The sequence below is a fragment of the Candidatus Micrarchaeota archaeon genome (assembly GCA_021163225.1).
Taxonomy (GTDB): Archaea; Micrarchaeota; Micrarchaeia; order Anstonellales; family JAGGXE01; genus JAGGXE01.
The window spans coordinates 1-26,094 of sequence record JAGGXE010000037.1 but is presented as its reverse complement, the minus strand read 5'-3'; the positions used below and the strand labels follow the sequence as shown (position 1 = coordinate 26,094).

Genomic DNA, 26,094 nt, shown 5'->3' with positions numbered 1-26,094 from the left:
GGGTAAGAGATGGTTGGTAGAAACATACTTCTCCAGACTCAAGATAATTCTTGGTGAGAAGGTGAGGGGGAAGAGGTTTTTTGAGAATGTGGTTAGGTATGTTATGTGTATGTTGACTCTCCTCTCTAATTTTTTGTTATGTGTTATATCTCACATAACCAGATATAATCACAAATAAAATCCAAATTAACATACTTAACCAAATCAAATCCAGTTTTAAGATGAACTTGGGCATTTATTCAGGGGTACAACAGGACTACCGCTCAGAAAAACTAATATAAATGTAACCGTTTAATCAATTTTAATGCGGTTGTAGGTGATAGGGATGAGAATTATGTTTTTACTGTTGATCACGGGAGTAATCATGGGATTATCTGTCGGTGTGTTCGCCGCCGACGAGGTCTGTGAAGACGGAACACCGAGGCATGAATGTTCTACTGTGCATCCGGGCATGAAATGCAGCGATTATCTGGACAACGGAGTTGTTAAATGGACGTTAATACATGCTGCTAAAGTGTGCGGTTGTCCAGAAGGTTACCAGATGGTTGTCACGGACGATGCGCCGGCAGGGAAATGTATCAAAATAGGTAACGAAACATCACCTGAAAGTAATCAAACAGAAGGTCAGACGGAAGGTGAAGAACAATCCGAACAGGAATCGACAGGGTACGGTAACAACCAGTCCGCTAACGAAACTCTGGGACAGAGTAATCAAACAGTTAACGAAACCGGTGGTTCAACTTCTGAAAACGTTACATCAAAGAACGAAGTAATCGACAAGTATAAATACGAACCGGTAGACTACGAAGAACCTCAAGGAGGATTGTGCGCGGCGGGTTTAATCATACCCATGGTACTCCTCGGTTATCTGGCCCGTTACAACAGATAAAAAAATTGTACCGAACTTCTCCAATGCTTCTGGTCGGAGAAGTTACCTCTCATTTTTTCTTTTTGGGGAACGTATGGAAAGTAACTTAATTCAGGACAACACACACTAAACGAACAGACAGAAAAGTTTTAAATAGTGGGATAGAATTATTTAATCGGATGGCCGCGGTGGTGTAATGGCAGCACAGAGGACTGTGGATCCTCTAGTCCGAGTTCGAAAGATTACCGGGAATCTCGGCCGCGGCCCTTACCACACCAAGGTCCGAAATAGGTGAACATAATATGATGTTCATCGGTATCGCTCTGTTGATAATCGTTGCGGCAGCATTGGGTATAGGTCTACTTGTCTGCACATCGTTTTCTGTGATCAAAAGATTGGTTGCTAACCTGATACTGGGTGTCCTGTTGATCCTTTTGTTCGATCTGTTCGGTGCAAACATACCTATCAATGCATGCACGTTGATCATCGTTGCACTGTTCGGCGTCGGAGGAGCCGGTACCCTAGGTCTTCTTTCGCTGATGGGGTACTTATGAACTTTTTAGTTTGTAAACCGCTTCTTCAACCGTAACAACGGTTTCTTCACCTGTTTTCATATCCTTCAACTTGAGTTTGTTCTGTCTTATCTCATCCTCGCCTATCATTATCACATACGGAATACCGGATTTACTGGCGTAATCCAGTGCTTTACTAACTCCTTTTGAATAAGCGACATCCGATGATATGTCGTTCCTACGCAGGACCTTAGCGATGTTTAACGTTCGCTGTATAACTTCCTTGGAATTGCCTATCGGTATCACATAGACAAACGGGATCGGGTTCATTGGAACGGTTGCGCCCTTCTTTTCCATCGCTTTTATTACTTCGTAAATCACGTCGAGACCGAACGTCATACCGGTAGCCGGATATCTTCGCTCAGTACCTAAAAATCTGCCTATCATGTCATCCCATCGTCCACCTGCGGCAACAGAACTGGTTATACCTAGGGATCTGTCTTTAACGTATACCTCCCACACAGTACCGGTGTAATATCCCAGTCCGCGAGATAAACTAGGTAAAAATACTACGTCTTTCAGCCCGAGCGATTCGCAGTAGGTAAAGAGTTCTCTCAGTTCGTTCAACCCTTCCATACCTATGGGGTTTTCGGAAAGAATAGATTCTAACATATCTATACGTTGACGGTTATCTTTAACGTTTTCCACAGATTCAACAATCTCAAAGATTCTCTTTATCGTCACCGGATCGAGACCTTTGTCCTTAAGCTCATCGATAACATAATCCTTACCGAATTTAACAAGTTTATCCAAAGAAAGCGCTGTATCTATATATTTATCTTCTTTGACACCTGCAGCCGCAAATATACCGAACTGCAGTTTTTTGTTATTAACTTGGATGTATACAGGTATGCCGAACCTGTCGAAAACATCGAACGTCATAGATATAAGTTCTACTTCTGCAAGCGGACTGGTGGTACCTACCACATCAACATCGCACTGCGTAAACTCTCTCAACCGTCCCGTTTTTACGGGACCGTCACGAAAAACCTTGCCGATCTCGTATCGTTTGAAAGGCATCCGAATGTTCGGATGCATACCGATGAGTTTTGCCAGTTTGAAAGTCAATTCGTATCGCAGTATCAGGTCACGCCCACCACGGTCTGTAAGCCGATACGTTTCTTTTAAGATCTCGTCACCGCCAGCGTATTTATTCGCACCTATCTCCCAATAATCCAAGATAGATGTTTCGATGGGTTTGTAACCGTACAACTTAAACGTGTGTTTAAGAGTGTCGATGATCCATTCTCTTACGCTTGCTTCTTCTGGCAGGTAGTCCTTTGTCCCCTTAACGGGCAGGAGTTTCACCGATTACCACCTCTCTTTCGATTTATGGGCATAATTAACGTGACCCACTATTTTAAATTTTCGTTTAGACAGATCGAAAAGTTATCCACAAACCGGAAAAGTTCGGTCGGACAAAGAATTTTTAAACTCAGAAAACAATTATCTGTCAAACTCAACAACCATTATGCAGAATCTGTTTTATAATGAAAAGGGTGGTCTTCATGAGAAGATACGTGAAGGATATTGTTTGGAAACCTCACATGACCGTAAAACAACTGGTTGAAGAGTACGGTGGGGTAGGATTTCAATCATCCTTACTTAATCGTGCTGCAGAAACAGTTGTTAAAATGAAGAAAAACGGTGCCAAGATTTATCTTACGTTCACGTCTAACATGGTGACATCAGGGTTAAGAGGGTTGTTCGCACAGACTATAAAGTATGGATTAGCAGACGTCATCGTTACTACCGTCGGCGGTATCGAAGAAGACATAATGAAATCTGTTGGAGAAAGGTTTATCCTGGGGAGGTTCAGCGCAGATGATATCGAACTCTATGAAAAGGGCATGAACAGAATAGGTAACATATATATAACGAACGAAAGTTATGAAAGGTTCGAAGGAATGATGCAAAAACTGTTGAAGAAGATGTACGAAAAAAAGCATGTTTGGACTCCTTCCGAGATGTTTAAAGAGATAGGATTATGCTTAGATGACGAGAACTCTATACTTTATCAAGCCGCAAAGCATGACGTGCCGATATTCTGTCCCGCTGTTACCGATGGAGCTTTAGGATTTCATCTGTTTATGTTTCAGCAGAAGCACAAGGATTTCATGGTTGACGTTGTGAAGGATTTCTACAATATTATTATAACGACATCGCAAGATGAACGGAAGGGATTGATCTCTTTAGGTGGTGGAGTATCGAAACATCATGCGATCCTGGCAGCTCTTATCAACGGAGGTATGGATTATGCCGTGTACATGACAACATCCCACCATTCTTCCGGTAGTATGAGCGGTGCAACGACCGATGAAGCGAAGAGTTGGGGTAAGATCAAGGATGATTCAGAAGCCGTTACGGTGATAGGGGATGTCACAATCACATATCCGTTGATGATAAGTTATGTCATGGACACGTTGTACGAAGAAGGTTTGCTGAAATAGGATGTTAGGAGAGAAGCTAAAGATTCAAGAGGGGTGAACATGGAATGAGCGAGAAATGTTCCGAACTGCCCGACCCGTATTTTCTACTGAGTAGAAAAGTGCTCTTTGAACAGTTGGATAGGGTGAGAGAACTTGCTGATTACGTGTCGTACAGTTTCAAAACCAACGAGATAGTCGGAAGAATACTTGAAAAAGAGACAGATGTGTGGTTCGGAGTACATACGTTCGGTTCGTTGGAGAAGATTGAAGATAAATCAAGAATCTGGTATTTCGCTCAGGGATGGGACGGATCCGAGATAGACTACCTGTTGAATAAAGGTGTAAGGTCGTTCGTAGTAGACAACAAAAACGACCTGAACGTTCTGGCGGAACACCTGGAAAGAAAAAGGATGCCCGACCAAAAGGTCAACCTTCTCCTCAGAATGAGATTGAAAGAGCATACTCTTCAGACGGGAAAATATTTCGTTTACGGTATGCGGTCGGAAGATGTCGAAGATTCGATCAGACGGTTCAGAGAGAAGAGTTACATCGACAAACTCGGTATTCACGTCCATCGTAAGACGCAGAACGTCAGCGAGTGGGACTTAAAAGATGAACTCTCAGAAGTCATCGGGGATATAATTGAGGATATAGATTATCTGAACATAGGGGGCGGTATTCCGGTACGGTACAAGAATTATCGTGTGGAAATTTTAGAAAACGTGCTGAAACAGATAAAGGAAACGAGGGAATGGGTGAATTCCAAAGGTGTAAAAATGATAGTGGAACCGGGTAGGTACCTGGCCGCGCCACCGATCAAACTGGTAGCGTTCGTTAAGAACATATACGATAACAATGTCATCATAAATTGTTCGGTTTACAACACTTTTATGGATACGATAGTACTCAACTTGAGACTTCTGGTTGAAAACGAACTGGAAGATGGGGAAGAAGGTTACGAATATCTGATCAAGGGTGAAACACCCGATTCGTACGATATCTTCCGTTACAGAGTGAGATTACCGTCCAAACTCCGAAGAGGCGATAAGATAGTGTTTCTCAATGCAGGGGCGTATAATTACCATACGGAATTTTGTAACCTGCCTAAACTCAAAACAGTCATCGTTGATTTGAATCGCTGATCCATTCACTAGATGTATATGAAAATGAGGGATGAGGTTCAGTAGATGGTTCGGCATAAAATTTAATTCAGAAAATTTAATTCTCAGCATCGAGTTGATTGGATTTATTCACAAGCGTAAAACCGAAAAATATAACAAAAAAGGTTTTTAAACAGATTTGTGCAAATTGGAATAGGGGTGAACGGGATGATGAAAGAGATTACTGTAATCTGTAAGAACGAAGTGGGTGCATTGGCAGACATCTGTCACAGATTAGGACATGCTGGAGTCAACATGGAAGCGATTTCTGCCCACGGGGTAGGTGACAAGGGAATAATAAGGATCGTTACCAGCGATCCCGCAACCGCTGAAAGAATACTCAGTATGTCTGGGTATAACATTCGGGTCGGTGATGTAATAATAGTAAAGATAGATGATCGACCGGGTGAGCTGGCAAAGGTAACAAAAGCGTTGGCACGGGAAGGAATAAATCTGGAAGCGGTTTATCTATTGGGTAAGGATAAAGGCATTGCCCATGTCGCTATCAAACCTGCTGAAACGGACCTCGAGAAAGTAAAGGAAATAGTTAAAGGTTCCCTGTATCTGGAGTAGTGCTTTTTTTATCAATTCTTTTTTCCCCTTTTATTCCACATCACGTATGGGAGGTTTTCTATTCATCTCGATAAGTTCTTCGTATCCACGTATAGTGCGGTTCATCAACAGAAACATGTACATGACCGAAATAAGGAAGACCAGTTCTGTCACGGCTTCCAACAATCCCCACGGATAATCGGGCAAAACGCGGGCCAGTTGAATCACCTGTAAAGAGAGAAAAAGTATGAACGATAACGAAAAGATATAGTAGGTTCTGGAAAGACTTTTACCCCTGCGCTGGTGCGTTATAAGAATCAGTTTGTACGTGAACAGTATCGCAATCATGATGTTTACAATGTAGATAACAAACGCTATATCGTCAGAAAGCATGGTCATCCCCCGGTCTTGTTTTTAGATATATTGTCTTGTTTTTAAGACTACTTTACGAATAATCTTTATAAACCCTTGTGGGAAATGAGGGACTTTGAGATTATAAATCTTTTGGTTAGTAATCAAAGCCCCCTTTGCGAATAAATCGTTATAAAATCAAGCGAGTCGAGATGAAGTAAAATGAGACGTGTATAAGAGGTCGGTTATAGGTATATGAAAATGTGAAGATGGGGGTTCTGATGAAAACTTAATTCTGCACATCGACTTAATCGAGATTTATTCGCGATTGAATCCAATCAAAAAAAGGTTATGCATAGAATTTAAAAATGGATCTGTGGTTTATCAATATGCGTAAACAAGCATCAGTTTATAAGAGCGTCTCGGATTATGTTCAAGAACTCAAACGCATCAGAAATCCGGATAAACTAATTAAGATATTCAAGTCCGTACCGAATAACCTCAAGGGAGAAGTAATCCTCTCCTTGAGTAAAAGAAAAGGTATGATGTTGATCAACACATTGAAAGACGATGAGATACTGACAATATCACATTACCTGAGTCCCGACGAAGTTACTGACCTTCTTCAGTTGATCTCCAACCGTGATAGACGTTCCAAACTTTTGAAGAGGTTGGGGAGGGACATAAGAGAGAAGGTAGATTTTCTGCTGAAGTTTGATCCACGAACCGCTGCTGGGATGATGAGTCTTGATTACGTGGAAGTTACACCCGAAACGACTTTTGACGAGTTGGCTAAGATAACAAAACGTCATGAAAAAAGAACAGGTAAGATCCCTGTAATACTGGTCGTGAAAGATGGATATCTCATAGGTGAACTGCCGATCCACGAACTGGTACTGCATAAAGGAAAAGAGAGGGTCGGTCCGTACGTGCATCGTGTACCTGTGATCAGGTACGATTCTGACGAAGACGCAGTGATAAACACGTTCAGAAAACACAAACACAACAAAATAGTAGTTCTGGATGATGATGAAAGCATACTCGGTGTGATCTACTCGGATGACATCCTCAGACTGATCGGTGAACGCACCACTCAAGACCTATACCAGTTTGCCGGTGTATCAGAGGAAGAAGATGTTTTCGACCCTTTCATAACTAAAGTTAGACACAGGTACAACTGGCTGGTCATAAACCTGATGACCGAATTTTTGGCCGCCTCGGTAGTATCATTGTTTCAAAAGACTATCCAGGCATATGTGCTTCTTGCGGTGTACATGCCGATAGTTGCAGGTATGGGAGGTAACGCAGGTACACAGACGCTGGCAGTCATCGTACGCGGATTGGCTCTGAACAAAATCGACAGGACACGGGCCAAATCGATACTCATAAACGAAGTGTTAGCAGGCATCGTCAACGGTGTAATAACAGGTAGCCTTGTAGCGTTAGTAGCATGGTTATTAAACGGTAATCCGGTTCTAGGATTAGTGATCGCATTGGCTATGGTCATCAACCTTATGATAGCAGGATTCTTCGGAACGCTGATACCTCTGGTGTTGAAACGACTCGGTAAAGACCCTGCATCATCAGCAACGATCTTTATCACCACAGCAACCGACGTATGCGGGTTCTTATCTTTCTTAGGATTGGCATCCGTTTTACTTTAACCCATGACCTCGTGTAAACTCTGGAGAATATCCTTTGCGCGACTTAGCCAAACGAGTTAACCTGAGTCATTCGCAATCGTAGGGTTACATCTGCCTTTGTGAACATTTCTTTATAAAAATTATCTTGCGCGGTTGGATACGAAGTAAAAAGAGAAGTATAAGGGAGTTCGGTTATCTTGAAGATTATCGGAAAATAAAACAGGTATAGGTATGATTTACGAAAGGATAGATTTTTCATAGGTAGGTGTATAGATAGAGAAAAAGGAAAGTGAAGTAAAAAGCCAGTAAGAAAGGAAGTACAAGAATATAAGATAAAGAGTATTGGAATGCATAACTCTTCGTATCGAGTTAACCGGATTTATTCGCAATCGTATCCAGCATCGGTCCGTTTCAGCATGGTCAATAGGTTAGTTATAAAAATTTACTGTTTTTATTATCGTGATATGCATTTCACATATTTAGGTAAAACTGGGTTTGACACGGATACGTACATCGATGAACAAAGTCGTGCGATAACTGATCGGACATCGAAATTCCATAAACTGTATCTTGAAACAGGCGGTAAACTGTTGTACGATTACCATGCGGCACGTGTTCTCCCGGGTTACGATTTAGATTGTAAGATGCGTGTGTTGGAAGCGATCAAAAAGCATGTCGAGTTCGTAGTATGTGTAAGTGCTAAGGCGCTGGGGTCGGGTAAACGTATGGGGACCTTAGGTATATCGTACCGCGATTTCACTCTTAAGATGATAGATGCTATAGAGGACTACGGGTTCCCTGTGTCGGCAGTGGTCATTACGTTATACTCTGGAGAAAAACCTGCAAAAGAACTCGGCAGATTTCTTGACAGGGAAGGATACAACGTGTACTTGCGGAGATTTATAACCGGATACCCTACTGATCTGAACAATGTGGTTAAAGAGTTTGCCAGACGACCGCACATCAAAACTAAAAAACGTGTTGTTGTAGTGACAGGGGCAGGACCCGGATCAGGTAAGATGTCAACATGTCTAACGATGGTCTATCAGGATAAACTGCATAAAAAGGATTCCGGTTATGCCAAGTTCGAAACGTTCCCCGTATGGAACCTGCCTTTAAAATCACCGATCAACTATGCGTACGAAGCCGCTACCGCGGACATCGGAGATTACAACGTGATCGACCCTTATCATTATCGCGCTTACGGTGTTCGTGCGGTCAACTACAATCGCGACGTTGAAAGTTTCCTGATTATACAGAAGGTCATCAAAAAGGTCATCTCGAAAGATAACTTTATGTTGAACTACAAATCTCCTACCGATATGGGGATCAACATGATCAAGAAGGCTATTACGGACCTGGACTTGTGCGAACGCGCTGCTCGACAGGAGATTGTCCGCAGATATTTTGAATATAAAGTGGCGGAAACCGTTGGCAGGGGTGACAGTCTTCCGGTAAAACGGGTCCTACGTATCATGCGTAAACTTAGGATCTCTTTTGACGAACGTCCGGTTATCCGTGCCGCTCGTCAAGCCGCAGAAAAACAACCGTACAAAAATTTACCGTTACGTGTCGGTGCGGCAATAATGGTTCATGACGGTACCGTGTTAACTGCGCACAACAGTCCGGCTATGCATGCCGAACCGGGTGCGGTAATCCGCGCTTTAAAATACCTTGCCGGTCTACCGGTCGATGAAGACGTAATATCTCCCACAGTTATAAACCAAATCAAAAAACTCAAACGCATCTACGGAGACGAACACGAAAACCTCAATCTCCCAGAAACTCTTCTCTCCCTAGCCATAAGCGCGTACAGAAACAGCAACGCGAAAAAAGCGTTCGAAAAATTGCCTCTGCTCAGGTCCTGCGAACTCCACACAACACATCTTCTCGGTTATGAAGACAAATCCGTATTACGGAAGTTAGGTATCCATGCTACTTCCGACGGCAGGTTAGAGGTAGGTAAACTCGTTGAGGTTTGATCTACATCGATCTACCTATCGAAGATTTGTGGATGGGGCCGCCGAGATTTATCCCACTCTCTCCCAGAGAGAGTGATTGAACTCGGATTGCCGGCACCCCAAGCCGGTAGGATGCCAGGTTACCTCACGGCCCCTACAGACGTTTGTATTTGCGAAGTATGCTCATATCCACATGCGAGATGAACATGCGACGGCAGCACATCCTCTTTATACCCATCTCATCCAGTACCTTTTCCGGGTCATTGGTTTCGGCAACACGTTTAAGATATTCTTCGTACTTATCACCTATCACCGCACCGCATGTAAAACATCGAACGGGAAATTCCATAATACCACCAACCTCCCAAACAGAACCTTTTATCTGTAGGACTTCTGTTTACGTGCCCTGGCCTTTGGACCCAAATACTTTTTAGGCTCGACACGTCGCGAATCTTCGATCAACATGAACCTGTCACGTTCAAGGAATCTTGCCTTCAATTCCTCATTACCTGTGTAGGTGTACAACCCTAGAGCGATAGCGTTACGTACGGCTTGGGCCTGTCCCATCGGACCGCCCCCTCTAACATTCACGGAGATATCAACGTTCGGTGCAACGTCGGAAGCGATCAGTATCGGTTCCCGGATCACTTCACGGAGTATCGGGTCGTCGATCGCATCCAAAGAATAACTGTTGATCCGGACCCTACCCTTACCTTCTTTGATAGTGGCTCGCGCGATTGCTTCTTTACGTTTACCTCTTACAACCACTACTTTTACCTGTTTCTTACGTTTACTCTTCTTTCTATGCCGTTTTGTCGAAGTTTTCGTTTGTTTTTTAGGTTTCGGTTCTTCTTTTTTATCGGTGTGTCTGCTTACCTTTTTCTCTTCTTTTTCCCCATGTTCGCTATTTGTTGACGTTTTTTTATGAGCATCCTTTTTTTCTTCGGCATCTTTCACATCGTTTTTGACGTCCTCAACCATACATATCACCCGGTAAACCCTAACATTCTACACAGAGTCAACACAGTCACGGATTTGTTCAGACGGGAACCATCACACTTCCCATCCAGAACAACCTTCTCAACGTTTTCAAACTCTTTAGGAACATCCCTGTACACACGCAACTTCTTGAATGCGTTACGCCCGCGTTGAGTTCTCCAAGGCAACATACCCCTTACAATCCTACGGACCAATAGATCAGGTCTCCTCGGCCATATCGGTTTATGCCTCGGGTTTTGCTTGGGTTTAATGTCTCTCCTTGCTTTGTATCTGTTGAACACGACCGTCTTATCTCCCGAGAACACCATCTCATCAGCATTCAGGATCACAACTTCTTCACCTACGAGTAACCGTTTAGCGGCATAAGCCGCAACCCGTCCGACGATTTTGCCCTTACCATCGATTACAATCATGTCACTCACCCGTTTTTCAAATTATTATACACGGATTGTTTAAAATTGTATCATTGACTGTTTCCGGTCGGAGCAACACCGGTTTAGACCCTGCCTCCTTAATCTTCTGTTCCGCTGACCTAGACATAGAAAATGCTATAACAGTAACCTTCTTATTAAGTTTACCTACGCCGAGAACCTTTCCTGGTACTATCACGGTCGACCCATCGGTTGCAAGTTTTGATATCTTTGAAAGGTTCACGGTTACACGTTTTCTGGTAGGTTTTGACAACAACTCTGCAACACGTTTCCAAACCTTCCTCTTTCTACCTGCACGTTCCAACGCAACCAACGTTTTTCTAAGTTCCGGATTCTCGAACCCCCTTCTCACCATCCATATCACCTTAACATCCATATTAACATGCGGGGGCAGGGATTCGAACCCTGGCAGGCCTAAGCCACACGGCCCTCAACCGTGCCCGTTTGGACAACCGTCATCAGGTTTTTGTCCAGCTCCGGCACCCCCGCTTCTGATTCAATATCTTTGACAATTTCATTTTCCGTATATTTTCTTAACGGTTTTAACCAAATCTTTGCAATCCGTTTCCATCTGTTTCAGCGCCAGTTTCAACAGGTCTTTGACTCCTCGTTGTCCGAACGACTCCACAAAGAACTTAAAGGATGTGTCATCTAACTGCTCGTACGAAGATAACCCTGACTGAAACTTGGCATGCTTGGCACCGGTACCGACACGTACCGTGCATTCAACTCTCAACGATTGATCATTCTCAAGAGTAAACAGAAGTATATCCTTGTTGGCAACTTCAACACCCGTCTTATCCGGTTGAAGGTCACGCGAGTACACTTTACGCGGTCCCTGAACATCCAAGGTTAACACTGCGGTTTCATCGGGAGAAACCCTATTCGGAGTTTTGATAGGTATCATTCCCAATCTGTGTGCAATAAACTCGTCGATCATTGCAGTTGTGTTCTCATAAACAATGACAGAATCTATGGCATAGGTAGGGACGCGCATCATCGAATACCTTCGTAACGTGTTGATGAAAGATACTGGCACACCGTGAACCTCCAGATCTATCCTGTCCGATGATTCGTTCAACATCTTGACCTTCATAATACCATCACCCTACTCATTCAACACAACCAGTAGTCAGAACCTTCTCTATCACACACGTCTACCTCTTCTACCGCCGGGACGTCGGGTTGTATCCGTCGGTATAGGAGTGACATCTTCGATACGGTCTATCTTTATACCCATTCTGGCAAGCATTCGGATTACTGTTTGTGCACCTTGTCCGGGTGTTTTAGGACCGTGACCTCCGGGTGCACGGATCCGCACGTCAACCCGTTTGATCCCGTATTCCTTCAACTTATCTACAACGCGTGCCGTCGCCTGCATAGCTGCATAGGGTTTACCTTTTTCCCTATCCGCTTTGACCATCATTCCTCCCGTTGCCTTGACTATTGTCTCAGCACCCGAGATATCGGTAACGGTTATCAAAGTATTGTTTTTAGATGAGTATATATGCACAATTGCTTTAACGTTTTCATTCTTCATTCATACCACCTCTAACTTGCTTTAGAAGCCTCCTCGGTAGGGGCGGAAACCTGTTCTGGCCTCTCCTCTTCAGCGGACTGTGTCCGAGATTCTTCGACGGTTTCTGCCGCTTTGTCTTCGGATTGTTTTTTCACGAGACCTGCATTGACATCTATCGGACGTGTATAACTCAACTTATCCTCTTCGTCAGCGGTCACCAAATACCCTGGCCGTGAAACCGTTCTACCGTCAACGGCAATGAACCCGTGAACTATCAACTGTCTGGCTTGTTTGATTGTACGTGCCAACCCTTTCTTATACACCTGTGTCTGCAACCTGCGTTCGAGTATATCACGAACCGTCAATCCTAGAACGTCTTCCAAGGTGGCCTGTTCACCGACCATGCCGTATCTTCTCAACCTCTGAAGAACAGGTTGCGCGGCAACAGTACCTTCCTCACCCAATGCCAGGAATTGTCGAGCCTGTCTCCGAATAGCTCTTAACTGCGAAGCAGCCCTCCACAGTTCCCGCATATTCTTAAGACCGTACTCTTTGAGCAACGCCCTTTCCTCCCGGATCCGTTCTTTATCCCATAGTATTCGAGGTCTTGAATATGTTCTTTTAAGTTTTCTTGGATCACCCATTCACACCACCCTTATTTTTTCTTCTTTTCGGATTTTTGTCCAGTCTTTTGGCCACCACCCATCTTAGCACGGACAGACCTTCTTATCACACCTACCGCAACCTTACCGCGTCCTGTGCTCCTGGTTCTCTGGCCTCTCACCTTACCTTTCTTAGTTTGATGTCGCATACCTCTCCACGATTTCATCGCCATCAACCTTTGCTTGTCTGACCGTACCGCCATAACGATGTCGTTTCCTATCAGATGTTTTGTCTCGCCGGTAACCGGATCACGTCTCCGATTAAGAAGATACTCCGGGACGTTATAGTTAGCGGGATGATATATTATATCTTCGAGTTGGTCTATCTGTTCATCCTCCAGAGAACCTATAGGCACATCTTCTTTTATGCCCAACCTATTGGAAGCGATTTCTGATAGAATGGATGCAAGGTTCAGGCCAACACCTTTGATCTGCCAAAGTGCTTTGTACAACGGATAATACCCGTTAATGTCCTGGTTGCAAATACGAACAATCCCTTTGATATTTTCATCAGCATTCTCTTTATCAGCATTCTCTTTCTTAGTAGCCCGGTGCTTTTCTACGTTTCTTTTCGTCTTTTTTGCAGATTTCTTCACACCCATCGCATATCACCTTCCAACCGAATTACACATTATTTTTTTCATCAACATCACATCATATCATATAAAGCGCCGGGGGAGGGATTTTCCAAAGCCCTCTCATAACGAAAGGACCTGTTTGAACCCTCAAGCCCTTGCGGGCACACGATTACTGGTCAAACGCGCATGATAACGACTCCAGTCGTGCGCGTTACCTGGTTCCGCCACCCCGGCAGCTCTTCAGTTTTTCCAGTAGAACCGGGACCAACAAGTCCTCTTCCTTGCCTACCCGTTGAAACAACGGGCAACGTAACCGCGAGGAACGGTCACGTCCCGAGATGGGGGCGTTCTACTGCAACCGTATAAATACTGACAGACCTATTTATAAACCTTACTATCCCCACGATATCCGATGATCACCAATAAAAACATTGATTACGTACTCAAAACTGTTAGAAGGATGATACCGAAAGATATGACTATGGCGGTGCCCGAATCTGCCGATAGAGACCCTTTTAAAATCCTCGTCGCTACGGTGATCAGTGCAAGAACTAAGGACGAGGTAACTCACGATGTTGCACGACGTCTCTTTTCAAAGGCGGGCACACCCGAACAGCTTGCTAAAATGAACGTTTTAGAAATAGAACGTCTAATCTACCCTGCAGGATTCTACAAGGTCAAAGCACGTAAGTTGAAAGAACTTGCAAAAATGCTGATAAACAGATACGGTGGTAGGGTACCTGACACGATAGAGGAACTTGTCAAACTTCCCGGTGTCGGACGGAAGACCGCTAATCTGGTGTTAGTGCTCGGGTTCGACAAACCTGGGATCTGTGTTGACACACATGTTCACAGGATAATGAACCGATGGGGGTACGTGCACACCAAAACCCCGGAAGAAACCGAATACATACTCAGAAAGAAACTTCCGAAAAAATACTGGAAAACGATTAACCATCTCTTAGTAACCTTTGGAAGATCAGTCTGTAAACCTATCAAACCGAGATGCGATGAATGTCTCCTCAATAAGATATGTCCTTACGGTACGAAGATGACAAAAAAGAGGAGTATCAAAACGAAAAACCTGGCTTGAAGAAAACGGAGGAACCGTTTCGAATTTCAACTCCTACCGTTCCAGGTAAATCCGACCCTTCCGTACTTCTCAAGCAATAACAGTATGTTCTCTTCAGTAGCAGGCATCGTCTTTCTCTCCTGTTTCACTTTATTTTCTATCGCAGTCCAGAAGGATCGCAGAGTTTCCTCATTCTCCCGAGTATCGTTATTTCTTTCCAAGATAGATTTAACAGGTGGGGGTAACTCACCTTCTGTGAAAAGACGGTCCACGATCACCCTATACTGTCCGTTGGAATACCACTGTTTCATACGGGAGGAAAGGAAGACGATATAACTCTCGAAACCTGGGGCGACAACTTTCAGCGCTGGGTCGAATATGCGACCTTTGTATTTCCCTGAGACGACTCGTACGGCCGCGTGTCCTATCGAGCCCTTCGAATCCGGCGGGTTAAACAGAAGTATCTGGGAAGGTATGCCTATGGATTCCAAATACGATGCAAAGACTACCGATTCCTCATAACACATGCCTTTCTTCTTCTTTATGATCATATCCGCAGACAGAATTGTATCGGTTTTCGAATAATCCACCGAATCAGGTTTTATGTAGTAATCTAAAAATTCCATGAACAGGTCTACATTCTCGCCGAAGAATTCATGCATGACCAAAAACCGCGGATCACTCCTGATAAGCACAACGTTGGGCTCGGAACCGTTGGCAGAGATGACGTACAACTTCTTATTTAAGATCGGAAAATCCGTAGGTAACGAAATTTGACCGTAATCTATACCGAACTTCTGTTTTATCAAAGAAAGATATCGGTTGACTTCGCGAGTGTATTCTGCAACACTAGCATAATCTTTGGGCGGAAACGAAAACATATAATCCATCAGTTTGCAGCCCAACTCAAACACCTGTTTCTTTTTCATATCGTTTAAATTCTTATCGTTTAAAGATACAGTAGTTGCTGCGGTACCTTCCCTGATACGTTGTTCCCGAACCTTCTTTGTATTGTGATAAAGAAAAATGTATTCACCGATCAGTACGGACGCCGATACGACACCTATCAGAAGGTATTTTTTAAACTCGTTAATAGAACGACTGCGCGATGTACGCTGTTTAAGATTGTTATTATTGTTATTGGTGCGATTTTGAGATTTCTTTTTCCCTTTCTGTCGAAATTTCGATTTCATGATAATTGTATTGACGTTTGAAGTTTATAAATGTTTCAAAAAGATAGGATATATGGTTAAATAAAGATATGATGTTGACCGACGGGCCCGGAGGGATTCGAACCCTCGACCTACTGCTTACCCTCAGAACCTGAGCAGATAGGAGGCAGCCGCTCTATCCAAGCTGAGCTACGGGCCCGTCACAATTTTGTCGGGTCTGTTTTAGATTGAAGATTGAAACATTTTAAAAACCTAATTTTTTGTTGTCCCCGGTCCCGCATAAACCGGAATAGAACTGATAAGCGCATTCGCCCAAATAGGAAAGATTGTAACCTCCTTCCAAAACCGCTGCAACGGGTAGGTCTACTGAACGGATAACTTCGGCAATTGTGCAGTACGTCCGCGGATCGCGAATGTTCAGCCCTGCCACCGGGTCGAGATAAAACGTGTCAAAACCTACGCTCACAACGACCTTATCGGGCTGATGTGACCCAACGGCGTCTTCAAATTCTCTTCGGAAGATAGACACATACGCACGGTCATCAGTTTCTAAGGATAGGGTGACACATCTTTGATGGTCTGAGATGATCGGACGTACCCCGGGGTAGAACCTCTCCGGATCGATATGCAGAGATAGATAAAACACTTCTGGTTTATCTTTGAACAATGCGGCGGTGCCGTTACCGTAATGGGCATCTATATCAACTATGAGCGGTCTCCGGAACAGACCTTCCCTTATCCCGCGCTCGACCGCGTATCCGACATTGTTAAAGAAACAGAACCCTTCAAACCTTTCTTTGGACGCATGATGACCCGGCGGCCGTACAACTGCAAACCCGTTGTTTACAACCCCTATGAACGATGTTTCAGCAGCGTTCAATGCTGCATCAAACGTTCCCTCAACGAACACGTTATCACCAAAGTCAGCGCGGCCTTCGGAAAGTTTCTCGATCAACGCGATATACTTTTGAGAATGGACCACTGTCAGGTCCGACGGATCTGCTTTATCAACAACCTCTACCAAAGGAACTCTTCTCTCCCTGAGATAAGAAACTATTACGTCTATTCTTCTTTGATTCTCTGGATGGTTACCTGTGTCGTGCAGAGAGGACAAGGCGGACACATAAACTTTCCGATTCTCCATACCACTCAGCCTCACGAATCCGTCCTATCTTTTACGGTCAGATCTTCGGGGTGTAAGATGACACGGACCGGATCAGCGACCTTGCCCTTTTCCATCTTCAACATTTCATCGGAATCGTACACGGCTCTGGCCACCTCTACCAACGTTCCGGATTCCGTAATAACAGCGATCACGTCCCCTGCACGAAACCGATCAACCGAGACAACACCCGGTGCGTATAACGGTGCACCGTGAGTAAGTGATAATATCGCATTGTTGTTAACGGTGACCGTAGGTAGATCCATAACCTTCTCAACAGGTTGTACAACCTTTCTCAGGAAAGTTTCATCGTTCATTGTTTCATAGAACCAGTAAGCATCGACAAGTTCCTGTAACGTATGTGCCAAGTCCTCGGTTATGTGTCCGACGGCGGTCCGTCTCAACTCCATTAACCTCGTGTGAACACCGAACTTGTAAGCGATATCACGAACCAATGCCCGCACATAGGTTCCGGCCTGACATTTAACTTCAAACAAAACATCTTTTCCGCGCTCGTCTATTTCCAATGCGTTGAAATAGTAGACAGTCCTCTTCCGCGGAACGCGTTTGACTGCGCATTTACGCGGAGGCAATTGGACGATCTCACCCGTAAAAGCATCGAACATCTTCTGCACATTCTCCAGGGTCTGGGGCTCGGAAAACCTGATTATTCCCACGTAGACCTTTTCCTTTTTGGTAAGATAATGCAACAACGCAGTAGCCCTGTTGAGACCTACCGGAAGCACACCGGTAACCATCGGGTCAAGCGTACCTGCATGACCGGATTTTCTCACATGGAGTATCCGCCGAACCCATACGGCAACCTCGTGAGAATTAGCATACGGTGGTTTATCCAGGATCACTATCCCTGTCTCAAGCAATTCCGGGACACTGCGCTCTTCAGGACCTTTGATCATAGATACACACAAAAAGCGGTTAGGATTTATCCGTTGAGTGCTGCCTCAACCTCGTCCTGGTTATTGATGTCAACCTTGATAGGTAACGGGTCGATATGTCTGATGGAACACCTACGGTCTTTTTTCCTAACCTTGGACCTGATGATTACCGTGTTATCATCCACCACTTTAACTATCACGCATCTATGACCGGCATCACGACCCTTGGTTTTCATGCAAACCCGTCCGACTTCTATTGCTGGCACAGGTCTCACCTCCGAAAGATTTTTCTCACTATTAAATTAGAGAACAACGGTATTACACAATTACACAACCTGTTTAAAAATGTTATGCCTATAAAAACTCTAAATGTGTTTTGCTGTCGAATCGGATAAGGGAGAATGGGGTGAAAGGAGTGAGTTTGGACGATGTAAGAAAAACCAGGCTCAACATCATAGATGAGATGAAAAAGGAAGGCATCGTTGTATATCCTTACAGATTCGATGTCAACATCAGTTCTGTAGAACTGCACAAGAGATACGGGGGTCTAAAGAACGAAGAATCAAGAGAGGATGAGATTTATTCGATAGCCGGACGGGTGAAAGCTAAACGAAAATTCGGTAAACTGATCTTCTTGGACATCGACGATTACGATGGTAAGATACAGGCATGCGCGAAAGCGGACGTTACTCCAACAACTCAATTCAGCATAGTGAAACGGTTCATAGATGTAGGAGATATCGTCGGTATAAAAGGATACGTGTTCAGAACGAAACGTGGAGAACTCACTGTAATGATCCTGGATGTCTGTGTACTGAGCAAAGCGTTGTTGCCCCTACCTGAAAAATGGCACGGACTTAAAGATTACGAAGACAGGTACAGAAAACGGTATCTGGACCTTATAATGAACCCGGAAGTTAGAGAAGTGTTCAAGAAGAGGTTTGAGACATTCAAATACATAAGGAAGTTCATGGACGAAAAAGGTTTTGATGAAGTGGAGGTGCCCATTCTCCAACCTGTTTACGGCGGCGCGTTTGCAAAGCCGTTTATCTCCCACTCCAATGCCTGGGAGACCGACATGTACCTATCCATATCACCGGAACTGTATCTTAAACGGTTACTGATAGGCGGCATGAAACAGGTTTATTCGATAGCAAGATGTTTCAGAAACGAGGATGTAGACAGATGGCATAATCCCGAATTCACACAGATGGAAGCGTATTGGGCGTACAAAGATTATACCGACATGATGGATCTTGCAGAGGAACTGATATCCGGACTTGTCGAACATCTCCACGGGACAACTACGATTGAATATCAAGGGGTAGAATTGGATTTTGAACGACCATGGAAAAGGATTAGGTTTATCGATGCCCTTAAGAAATATGCAGACATAGATTTTGATACTACTCCTGATGAGGAAATAAAAAAGATGCTGAAAGAAAACGAAATAGAACTTCCTGTGTATAACAGGGGTTTAGCAATGACCGAACTGTTTGAAAAATACTGTGAAGACAAATTCATCGAACCAACATTCGTAATAGATTATCCGAAAGAATCAACCCCGTTATGCAAACTCCACCGTAAAGATGACAGGTTGGTTGAACGGTTCGAACTTTTCGTTAACGGGATAGAACTTGCCAACGCATATTCGGAACTTAACGACCCAGTAATCCAAAGGAAACTTTTAGAAGAACAGGTTAAACTGAGAAAACTCCGCGGTGAATATCATCCGATGGATTACGATTTTGTAGAAGCATTAGAATACGGTATGCCGCCCGCCGGAGGGATCGGAATAGGACTCGACCGATTGGTAATGATTCTGACAAACAGTCCGTCCATCCGTGAAGTTATACTATTCCCTCAGCTCAGACCCGTGCACAGACAAGGGCAGGAAGAAGGTAAAAAATGAAAAGATGGGAAACGTTGATTTTTATTTTTGTTTGTTAAAGTAAATAAAATTCATAAACTTCTGAATCAGACGCGCTACCGTATATGCAGGTTGTACAAACCCGTTGATCGGACAGTATTCAACAACATCAAACCCGACTATGTGATTACGTTCCGCAACGGTCATCAAAAGGTCCATAAGTTTGTACCAACTTAATCCTCCCGGTTCCGGAGTACCCACAGAAGGCATGATACCCGGGTCCAGTGCATCCAAATCTATGGATATGTAGAGAGGACCGTTCAACTTGTTCAGCATGTTCAACAATTCTCTCTTATCAAACAATGGTCCTATAACCGGTACTCGGTGGTCATCAACAAACACCTTCTCCTCCTCACTCATTACGCGAACGCCCAGAAAACCCATTCTCCCATCGACGGTCTCGTACACCCTTCTGCCCACAGTATAATGCGCGTATCGCTCGTTTTCGAACTCGTTCACCAGATCCGCATGAGCATCTATCCACAACACGCTGACATTCCCGTACTCCTTATTAACAGCGGACACTATCGGTAAAGTAATCGTATGCTCACCGCCTATAGCCACGGGAACAGAATTGGTTTTAAGTGCCGATGATACAGAATCGGAGACCTTTTTGCTCATCTCTGAATAATTCGCTTCACGGATAATAGATAAGGTTTCAACCCCGTAATCACACACATGAACGTCAAGCTCAAAGTCGTAAGGTTCGAGTTGTCTTGAAGCCAGGAGCACGGACTCCGGTCCTTTACCGGTACCCTTCAAGAATGTTGTTGTAGCTTCGTAAGCTACCGGAATTATGGTGAACATGTTCTGTTCGTTTGAATGACCGTTCTGTCCTCTACAATTCCATCCGAAGAATTTCACTCCCAAACACCTTATGAAGATATTACACGGGTTCAACCAATCTCACATGACCCGGTTTTGGTTTGTAGAGGTCTCCTTGCATGAGAAGTTGTTCGATAACCTTACGCACGGTATGTTCATCGATATTGTACTCCTTGGCCATCTCCACAACCTTGTTGATCTCAACATCTTCGTACAACCTCTGTATATCTCTGATTATATCGAATATCGTTGTCAACTTGTCCCTCTGTGACTTCGGGGTACCCGTCATTGTGGTGTCTATATCTATGGACCCTGTTTCTTTATCAACGCAGATCCGTTTAAGCATAAAATCAACCAAACTTATTGCAAGTTCTGCATCGCTCACTTCAACCTTATCTCTAAGATGAAGCTTAGCCGATGCTTCAGCCATACGGATTATCGCTTCGATCTGTCGGGGTGTGATAGGAACGGTATGAGTGGATTTACCGAGTTTCCTCAGTTCGATGTAGTACTCTTTAATTCTACTCTCCGCCTCGGGTGTGAGTTGGGGACGGATGTGTTGTCTCGCGTAAGCGATATACTTCCGCAAGAACTCCCTGTCCAACAACTCGGTCTTGACATCCACCCTCTCACGGTCGGGCAGATCAAAAGTTCTGTGCGTTCTTAATATCCTGTCAGCGAGTTCGGAGTCACGTTTCTCATCGATGACATCCATTATGGGAAATATAAGGTCAAACCGAGACATCAGAGTCGGCGGGATATCGAACTGTTCAACCGGTGGTTTGTTGGGGTCGAAACGTCCGTAACGGGGATTGGCTGCGGCAAGGATGGCGGTTTTGGCTTTGAGACGCGCTACTATACCCGCCTTTGCGATACTTATCGTCTGGGATTCCATAGCCTCATGGAGTGCCGACCTGTCTTCGTTGCTGATCTTGTCAAACTCGTCGATTGTAGCAATACCTCCCGAAGCAAGAACCAATGCACCTGCCTTCAGAGTCCATCCGCCTTCACTGAGTTCGTCGCGTTCAGCCGAAGCGGTCAGACCGACACCGGAAACGGATTTTCCGGACACGTATATCCCTTTCGGAGCAAGTTGGGCTACGTACTGTAAAAGTTTTGTCTTAGCCGCACCGGGGTCACCGATCAAAAGAAGATGGATATCATCACGTATCGGTACCCCTCCGGGCATCGTCTTGTCTTTCGTACCGCCGAACAGTTGGAGAGCGATCGCCTTCTTGATCTCCTCATGCCCGTAGATACCAGGAGCGATGGATTCGACAATCTTTTCGAACACTTTGGGGTCCTTTGCAAACTCTTTAATCCTTTGTTCCTCTTCATCGCTGATCTCCAATTCTTCGAATTCGCGTTGCAGTTTCCGCACGTTATTGACTTCTATATACCTTGTATAGACGAGTTTGTTCCCTTTCCTGGATGCCTTGGACTCCCTGAGTTTCATAATACCTACTATTTCGACCGTGTCACCGGGTATTACTGAATTGACGAGGTCGTCCTTAAAAACCAATTCAACACGTGCCGGCGGAGTACCTCCTTTGACACGTTCCAAAAGTTCCTGAACCTCGCCGCGTTGCATATCGATAAACTCGCATTCATCTTCTACTAATCGTAATGACCTCCGTTTACATCGTTCGCAAACAGTAGGCGGTTTTGTGTTCTCGTCCAGTTCAACACGGTACACGGTATCGCACAGCTCGCATCTGTAAACGGCCACGCGAACCTTATGAATGATTTCACCGCGTTTGGTAATCACGCCTTTAAAATTAACCAATTTACCGATGTGTTTCGAGCTCAACCGTTCGATCATCAATCCGGTGTCCGGAAGATTGGTAAACCGGACGTGCGGTCTGAATTCCATACCTGGAAGGACAACGAGATTAAGTTCGAGAAGAGCCTTTTCAGCCGCTTTTATCACAAGCTCCGGCTCTTCTATAAGAAGGTCCGCGGTCTCAGGAGAGAACCTGTTCAGGTCGTTGTAGTCAACATGGATACTTTTTATGTTAGGATAATTGGCAACAAGACGACTGATGTCTTCCTTATATACGGTAGTGTATAAATTTTGAAACACGTCTACAATCGGTCGGATGTCAACATCTTTATCCATCGGCACATCCCTCCCACACCCATTCATTTAATCGACATCTACTTTTAAATATATTTATGGTTTGTTTCCACTTTTTTCAGTTTCTTTCGATGTATTCTCTTGTAGATCTCTCTTATCTACCCAGGAATTATCCGTGTTGTTTTTGCCTTTTTCCACGAGGGAAAGTAATTTCGGATGGTATGTCTCATCATGGAGACCAAAAAGGTTATAAATTTTGAAAACACCAATAGGGTTGTGTTTAAATTTGAACATTTGCGGTAGGATGAGTGCATTAAAAGGTGAGGGGTATGGATAAACGTTCAAAAGATAAAAGCAAGAAAGAAAGATTGTTGTTCAAAAATGATAAAGATTTAAAGAAATATCTGTACGACATGTTCGGAGAAGAAGAAGGAAAAGAACTGTTTGAAAAGATAGTAAAAATGGGTAGAGTAGGCATCGGAAACATAACAAGGGGTCGTTTGGAAAGGAAATACGGAGAAAGGTTGGTCCCTTTCCTGCTCCATGTAATGAGGACAAACTTTGACCTGTTTACCAAGAAACCATCCGTATCGCTGAAAACGTTGAAGTTTAACTACATAACCTTTGCTTCAAACGTGATCAAATACCTTGGCCGTTACCGGAACAGTTCGGATGTTGTTGAAACCCTCATTCTTCTAACGCGTTCTCCGGTACTATTATCAGACGCGCTCGACACGTTGCGGGATGTTGATTGGACAATGATCAATAAACACGTCAGGGAGACGATGGATAAGAGGATCGAAGAGTTAACCGCAGAGGTGGCAGAGCATAACCAATTTCGGCTCTATCACACTCTAATAGAAATTATACTACAGAGATACTTCGGAGAAGCGAAGTTGTCGGCTCCCGAGGACTTAAACTTTGTTCGGGACAGGTATGCATACTATCTTTCCCTTGTTGAGAACAGGGTAGTATCTTTAGGAGACATGCCATCAAAATGTCACCTGTTACTACAGATGGTCAAGGCCTATGGGAAAATGGGTATCTACAACAAGACGGTTGACTGGTTGGTCGAGAGTGCGAAGTATCTCAGAGAAATGCCGATCTACCATGTGAAAGAATACTTTGGATTGCTATCCGAATATATGCGTTATTTTCCTAAGGACGCTTTCGACCATGTTCACAAGGAACTGTTCCTTACGTTGAATAAAGACCTTGGTGAATGGCAAAAGGCAAGCGGGTCTGAGAAGAGAGATATCACAATGAGGATGAAACTCATACTGTATTATATGAGTCTGCATCTAGATAGAATACGCAGGTTCTTAGGGCATGTGAAAGGCAACGTTCGGGTTACAGAAAGGGGGATATGGAACGAGGATGAGTATTACGCATCGATAATCGTCTCCGCGGCTATCGAACGTGCTCCGAAAGACGTTCAATCGTACGCTGAAACGCTAATCCGGGAAATCAAACTGCCGGTAGTTCGCGAGGTGCTGAACCAGGAGATTCTGGTAATGACGTACAAAGAGGTGGAGGCAGAACACAAAAAGATAAATCTGAAGAATATCCGCAGGGTGCTGAAGGCGGCTGAAAGATTTAATGATCTCCTGTTCAACGAGACTTTAGACGAGATAAACTATGCGTTGCTGGAGAGGTTGAGAATCAGTTATACACAAACCAAACATAAACTGATCGATATCAAACACAAAAAGATACTTAAAACGGTCCTGCAATACCTGTCCGCTCACACAGAAGAACTTGAGAGGTTGTTTGAGAGAAAAGGTAATGAAAGGGTCAAGATAGGCGAGGAGAATGTTCAGATGGAGGATTACTATGCAACGCTGATAACCGACATCGCTTTGGACAGAAAGATGAACAGGTCAACCAGAGAAATGGCTATGAAGTTACTTACATCTATGCCGAGAACCGAGTTCGTAACAAGGGTTTCGGATTACCTTTCACACATCGCTGAATTGTACAAAGAGAAATCCTATGAAAAACCCGTCTTCGAAGATAAAAGGGGTATAGAATTTCTCCTGAGCGGGTTGACAACCTCACCGAGCACGAAAGAAGTGGAACCCTCCGTGCTCGCTTTCGCAGGACTGGTGATGGGTCCGGACCCCACTCCGCTACGAAATAAGAATAACAGGAAAATCATCCTTCTAACAGAATACGTTTTGGGGAGTATAGGGTCGGAAGAGTCGATAAAACTTCTGTTATGGGAATACGCAGAACCTTTGAGCACGCGTACTTCATCGGTTGCCGGGTCATTACTGTTGCAGATGACAAAGGAAAACCCGGTCACGGTTAAAAATGCTGTTGACAGATTCTACAACGAATTGGATAGACTGACAAAAGAGGGATACAGCAAAGAGCAGGTACTTATCATGAAGGAAAGGATAGAAAACATTAAATCAAGAATAGACGAGGAGTATCACAAACTCAAGGGAGGAGTGACGGGTAGAGAAAGGAAGGAGAAAGAAAAAACAACCAAAGGTAAAAAGAAAGCGCTACATTTTTAAAACAGCAATACATACGGTGATACATTTTTAAACGTGAATTAACACAATAAATACATGAAAACCGCTCGAAAGTTTCGTCGTATCGCTACGGTCGCGCTCCTGGTCGGAAGCGGTGTAGTTGGAGGAACGTTTATAGGTTACGGCATAGCTTCACAGTTTTACCGCGGCAAGTTGAACACGTATCAGTGGAGGATAGATAAAGAATTCACAGAATTTAAAAAGAGAATAGAGCTCTTGGAAAGACGTCAGAACCGACTTCAAGAAAAGGTGGACTCGTTGAGTTCGGAAATAGGAAAAACAAACATCGATGTGGCGAGATTAGACGTCAGACTGAGAAGGCAACAGTTTGCTAAAAGTGACAGCGGCGTTAAAGGTAGAACTGGTGGTTCGGGTTACCGGAAACGGGTGGAGAGGAGGAAACAGAAGGAAAAGGAGTACTGGATGGCGTTGGAACGATGGAAGAAGAAACCATGGATTGTACGTATATTTACGCACAAACCTGACCCGAAAGATTACGGGTTAAACGGCTATGAAAACTAGGGATGACAAGATAAGGTTAAGCACGTTCTAAATACTGTTCCAGAAAAGGAGTTTTTGGGATTCATTTCGCAAGCATAGGAACGGAAAAAGAACTAACGATATGATTAAAAAGATTTACGTTGTAGAAGCAAATGTCACACTGTGAGAGGTGAATACACATGAGCGTCAAAAAG

27 protein-coding genes and 5 tRNA genes are annotated in these 26,094 nt (G+C 44.1%); 12 read left to right on the top strand and 20 right to left on the bottom strand.

The features are described 5' to 3' along the window. The first annotated feature begins 325 nt into the window (after positions 1-325). The 3 genes from J7K41_02645 (at position 326) to J7K41_02635 (ending at position 1,422) form a co-directional block, all read left to right on the top strand. Positions 326-889, top strand: coding sequence for a hypothetical protein (locus tag J7K41_02645; protein ID MCD6549580.1), 564 nt, complete (start codon positions 326-328; stop codon positions 887-889). Between the two features lie 161 nt (positions 890-1,050). Continuing rightward, positions 1,051-1,134, top strand: a tRNA-His gene (locus tag J7K41_02640). A gap of 36 nt (positions 1,135-1,170) precedes the next feature. Continuing rightward, the gene (locus tag J7K41_02635; protein MCD6549579.1) at positions 1,171-1,422 is read left to right on the top strand and encodes a pro-sigmaK processing inhibitor BofA family protein; all 252 of its coding nucleotides are present in this window, start codon (positions 1,171-1,173) and stop codon (positions 1,420-1,422) included. Here J7K41_02635 and hisS read toward each other — a convergent pair. Continuing rightward, positions 1,417-2,748, bottom strand: coding sequence for a histidine--tRNA ligase (gene hisS, locus J7K41_02630; GenBank protein ID MCD6549578.1), 1,332 nt, complete (start codon positions 2,746-2,748; stop codon positions 1,417-1,419). The genes J7K41_02635 and hisS overlap by 6 nt on opposite strands. Positions 2,749-2,948: 200 nt before the next feature. On the opposite strand from hisS, the gene J7K41_02625 reads away from it, so the two are divergent. From J7K41_02625 to J7K41_02615, 3 genes are all read left to right on the top strand, one after another. Next, on the top strand, positions 2,949-3,890 hold the full coding sequence (locus J7K41_02625; protein ID MCD6549577.1) for a deoxyhypusine synthase family protein: 942 nt from the start codon (positions 2,949-2,951) through the stop codon (positions 3,888-3,890). 44 nt (positions 3,891-3,934) lie between these two features. After that, positions 3,935-5,011 (top strand): decarboxylase, encoded by a 1,077-nt coding sequence (locus J7K41_02620; GenBank protein MCD6549576.1) that lies wholly within the window; start codon positions 3,935-3,937, stop codon positions 5,009-5,011. Positions 5,012-5,188: 177 nt separating this feature from the next. Further along, entirely contained in the window at positions 5,189-5,602 is a 414-nt protein-coding gene (locus J7K41_02615) for an ACT domain-containing protein (protein MCD6549575.1), read from the top strand. A 30-nt stretch (positions 5,603-5,632) separates the two neighbouring features. Here J7K41_02615 and J7K41_02610 read toward each other — a convergent pair whose 3' ends face one another. Continuing rightward, positions 5,633-5,974 carry a hypothetical protein gene (locus J7K41_02610; protein ID MCD6549574.1) on the bottom strand — a complete coding sequence of 114 codons (342 nt, stop codon included), beginning with the start codon at positions 5,972-5,974 and terminating at the stop codon, positions 5,633-5,635. 347 nt (positions 5,975-6,321) lie between these two features. On the opposite strand from J7K41_02610, the gene mgtE reads away from it, so the two are divergent. Together mgtE and J7K41_02600 are read left to right on the top strand one after the other, a co-directional pair. Further along, positions 6,322-7,596 carry a magnesium transporter gene (gene mgtE, locus J7K41_02605; GenBank protein MCD6549573.1) on the top strand — a complete coding sequence of 425 codons (1,275 nt, stop codon included), beginning with the start codon at positions 6,322-6,324 and terminating at the stop codon, positions 7,594-7,596. Between the two features lie 443 nt (positions 7,597-8,039). Continuing rightward, entirely contained in the window at positions 8,040-9,557 is a 1,518-nt protein-coding gene (locus tag J7K41_02600) for a DUF1846 family protein (protein MCD6549572.1), read from the top strand. 33 nt (positions 9,558-9,590) lie between these two features. On the opposite strand, the gene J7K41_02595 is transcribed toward J7K41_02600, so the two are convergent. From J7K41_02595 to J7K41_02545, 11 genes are all read right to left on the bottom strand, one after another. Continuing rightward, positions 9,591-9,691 (bottom strand) — tRNA-Pro (locus J7K41_02595). Then, positions 9,691-9,885: a DNA-directed RNA polymerase subunit N gene (locus J7K41_02590; GenBank protein ID MCD6549571.1), complete on the bottom strand. Its 195-nt coding sequence runs from the start codon at positions 9,883-9,885 to the stop codon at positions 9,691-9,693. The genes J7K41_02595 and J7K41_02590 overlap by 1 nt, the downstream gene beginning before the upstream one ends. Positions 9,886-9,914: 29 nt before the next feature. Next, on the bottom strand, positions 9,915-10,517 hold the full coding sequence (locus tag J7K41_02585; protein ID MCD6549570.1) for a 30S ribosomal protein S9: 603 nt from the start codon (positions 10,515-10,517) through the stop codon (positions 9,915-9,917). Positions 10,518-10,522: 5 nt separating this feature from the next. Next, positions 10,523-10,948: a 50S ribosomal protein L13 gene (locus tag J7K41_02580; GenBank protein ID MCD6549569.1), complete on the bottom strand. Its 426-nt coding sequence runs from the start codon at positions 10,946-10,948 to the stop codon at positions 10,523-10,525. Between the two features lie 16 nt (positions 10,949-10,964). Continuing rightward, on the bottom strand, positions 10,965-11,321 hold the full coding sequence (locus J7K41_02575) for a 50S ribosomal protein L18e (GenBank protein ID MCD6549568.1): 357 nt from the start codon (positions 11,319-11,321) through the stop codon (positions 10,965-10,967). A 28-nt stretch (positions 11,322-11,349) separates the two neighbouring features. Next, positions 11,350-11,455, bottom strand: a tRNA-Leu gene (locus J7K41_02570). Between the two features lie 25 nt (positions 11,456-11,480). Then, a complete protein-coding gene (locus J7K41_02565) occupies positions 11,481-12,062 on the bottom strand; it encodes a DNA-directed RNA polymerase subunit D (GenBank protein ID MCD6549567.1) in 582 nt (193 codons plus the stop codon). Between the two features lie 51 nt (positions 12,063-12,113). Further along, positions 12,114-12,506, bottom strand: coding sequence for a 30S ribosomal protein S11 (locus J7K41_02560; protein ID MCD6549566.1), 393 nt, complete (start codon positions 12,504-12,506; stop codon positions 12,114-12,116). Between the two features lie 11 nt (positions 12,507-12,517). Beyond that, positions 12,518-13,129: a 30S ribosomal protein S4 gene (locus tag J7K41_02555; GenBank protein ID MCD6549565.1), complete on the bottom strand. Its 612-nt coding sequence runs from the start codon at positions 13,127-13,129 to the stop codon at positions 12,518-12,520. A gap of 11 nt (positions 13,130-13,140) precedes the next feature. Beyond that, positions 13,141-13,749 carry a 30S ribosomal protein S13 gene (gene rpsM / locus J7K41_02550; protein ID MCD6549564.1) on the bottom strand — a complete coding sequence of 203 codons (609 nt, stop codon included), beginning with the start codon at positions 13,747-13,749 and terminating at the stop codon, positions 13,141-13,143. 67 nt (positions 13,750-13,816) lie between these two features. After that, a tRNA-Ser gene (locus J7K41_02545) sits at positions 13,817-13,959 on the bottom strand. Positions 13,960-14,137: 178 nt separating this feature from the next. On the opposite strand from J7K41_02545, the gene J7K41_02540 reads away from it, so the two are divergent. Further along, positions 14,138-14,818: an endonuclease III gene (locus J7K41_02540; GenBank protein ID MCD6549563.1), complete on the top strand. Its 681-nt coding sequence runs from the start codon at positions 14,138-14,140 to the stop codon at positions 14,816-14,818. A gap of 26 nt (positions 14,819-14,844) precedes the next feature. Here J7K41_02540 and J7K41_02535 read toward each other — a convergent pair whose 3' ends face one another. The 5 genes from J7K41_02535 to J7K41_02515 all read right to left on the bottom strand — a co-directional run bounded on the left by J7K41_02535 (position 14,845) and on the right by J7K41_02515 (position 18,293). Beyond that, entirely contained in the window at positions 14,845-15,990 is a 1,146-nt protein-coding gene (locus J7K41_02535; protein ID MCD6549562.1) for a transglutaminase domain-containing protein, read from the bottom strand. 82 nt (positions 15,991-16,072) lie between these two features. Then, a tRNA-Arg gene (locus J7K41_02530) sits at positions 16,073-16,168 on the bottom strand. A gap of 45 nt (positions 16,169-16,213) precedes the next feature. Next, on the bottom strand, positions 16,214-17,113 hold the full coding sequence (locus J7K41_02525; GenBank protein MCD6549561.1) for a hypothetical protein: 900 nt from the start codon (positions 17,111-17,113) through the stop codon (positions 16,214-16,216). Between the two features lie 11 nt (positions 17,114-17,124). Then, positions 17,125-18,048, bottom strand: a complete 924-nt coding sequence (locus J7K41_02520; GenBank protein ID MCD6549560.1) for an RNA-guided pseudouridylation complex pseudouridine synthase subunit Cbf5 — start codon at positions 18,046-18,048, stop codon at positions 17,125-17,127. A 26-nt stretch (positions 18,049-18,074) separates the two neighbouring features. Further along, positions 18,075-18,293, bottom strand: coding sequence for a 50S ribosomal protein L14e (locus J7K41_02515; protein MCD6549559.1), 219 nt, complete (start codon positions 18,291-18,293; stop codon positions 18,075-18,077). 197 nt (positions 18,294-18,490) lie between these two features. Here J7K41_02515 and lysS point away from each other — a divergent pair, with 197 nt between their 5' ends. Continuing rightward, positions 18,491-19,939 (top strand): lysine--tRNA ligase, encoded by a 1,449-nt coding sequence (lysS, locus tag J7K41_02510; protein ID MCD6549558.1) that lies wholly within the window; start codon positions 18,491-18,493, stop codon positions 19,937-19,939. Positions 19,940-19,960: 21 nt separating this feature from the next. On the opposite strand, the gene speB is transcribed toward lysS, so the two are convergent. Then, positions 19,961-20,821 carry an agmatinase gene (speB, locus tag J7K41_02505; protein ID MCD6549557.1) on the bottom strand — a complete coding sequence of 287 codons (861 nt, stop codon included), beginning with the start codon at positions 20,819-20,821 and terminating at the stop codon, positions 19,961-19,963. Positions 20,822-20,843: 22 nt separating this feature from the next. Continuing rightward, complete coding sequence (locus J7K41_02500) at positions 20,844-22,901, bottom strand: minichromosome maintenance protein MCM (GenBank protein MCD6549556.1); 2,058 nt, start codon at positions 22,899-22,901, stop codon at positions 20,844-20,846. Between the two features lie 287 nt (positions 22,902-23,188). Between J7K41_02500 and J7K41_02495 the strand changes: the two genes are divergently transcribed. Further along, complete coding sequence (locus J7K41_02495; protein MCD6549555.1) at positions 23,189-25,381, top strand: hypothetical protein; 2,193 nt, start codon at positions 23,189-23,191, stop codon at positions 25,379-25,381. A 54-nt stretch (positions 25,382-25,435) separates the two neighbouring features. Next, the gene (locus tag J7K41_02490; GenBank protein MCD6549554.1) at positions 25,436-25,921 is read left to right on the top strand and encodes a hypothetical protein; all 486 of its coding nucleotides are present in this window, start codon (positions 25,436-25,438) and stop codon (positions 25,919-25,921) included. The last annotated feature ends 173 nt before the right edge of the window (positions 25,922-26,094 follow it).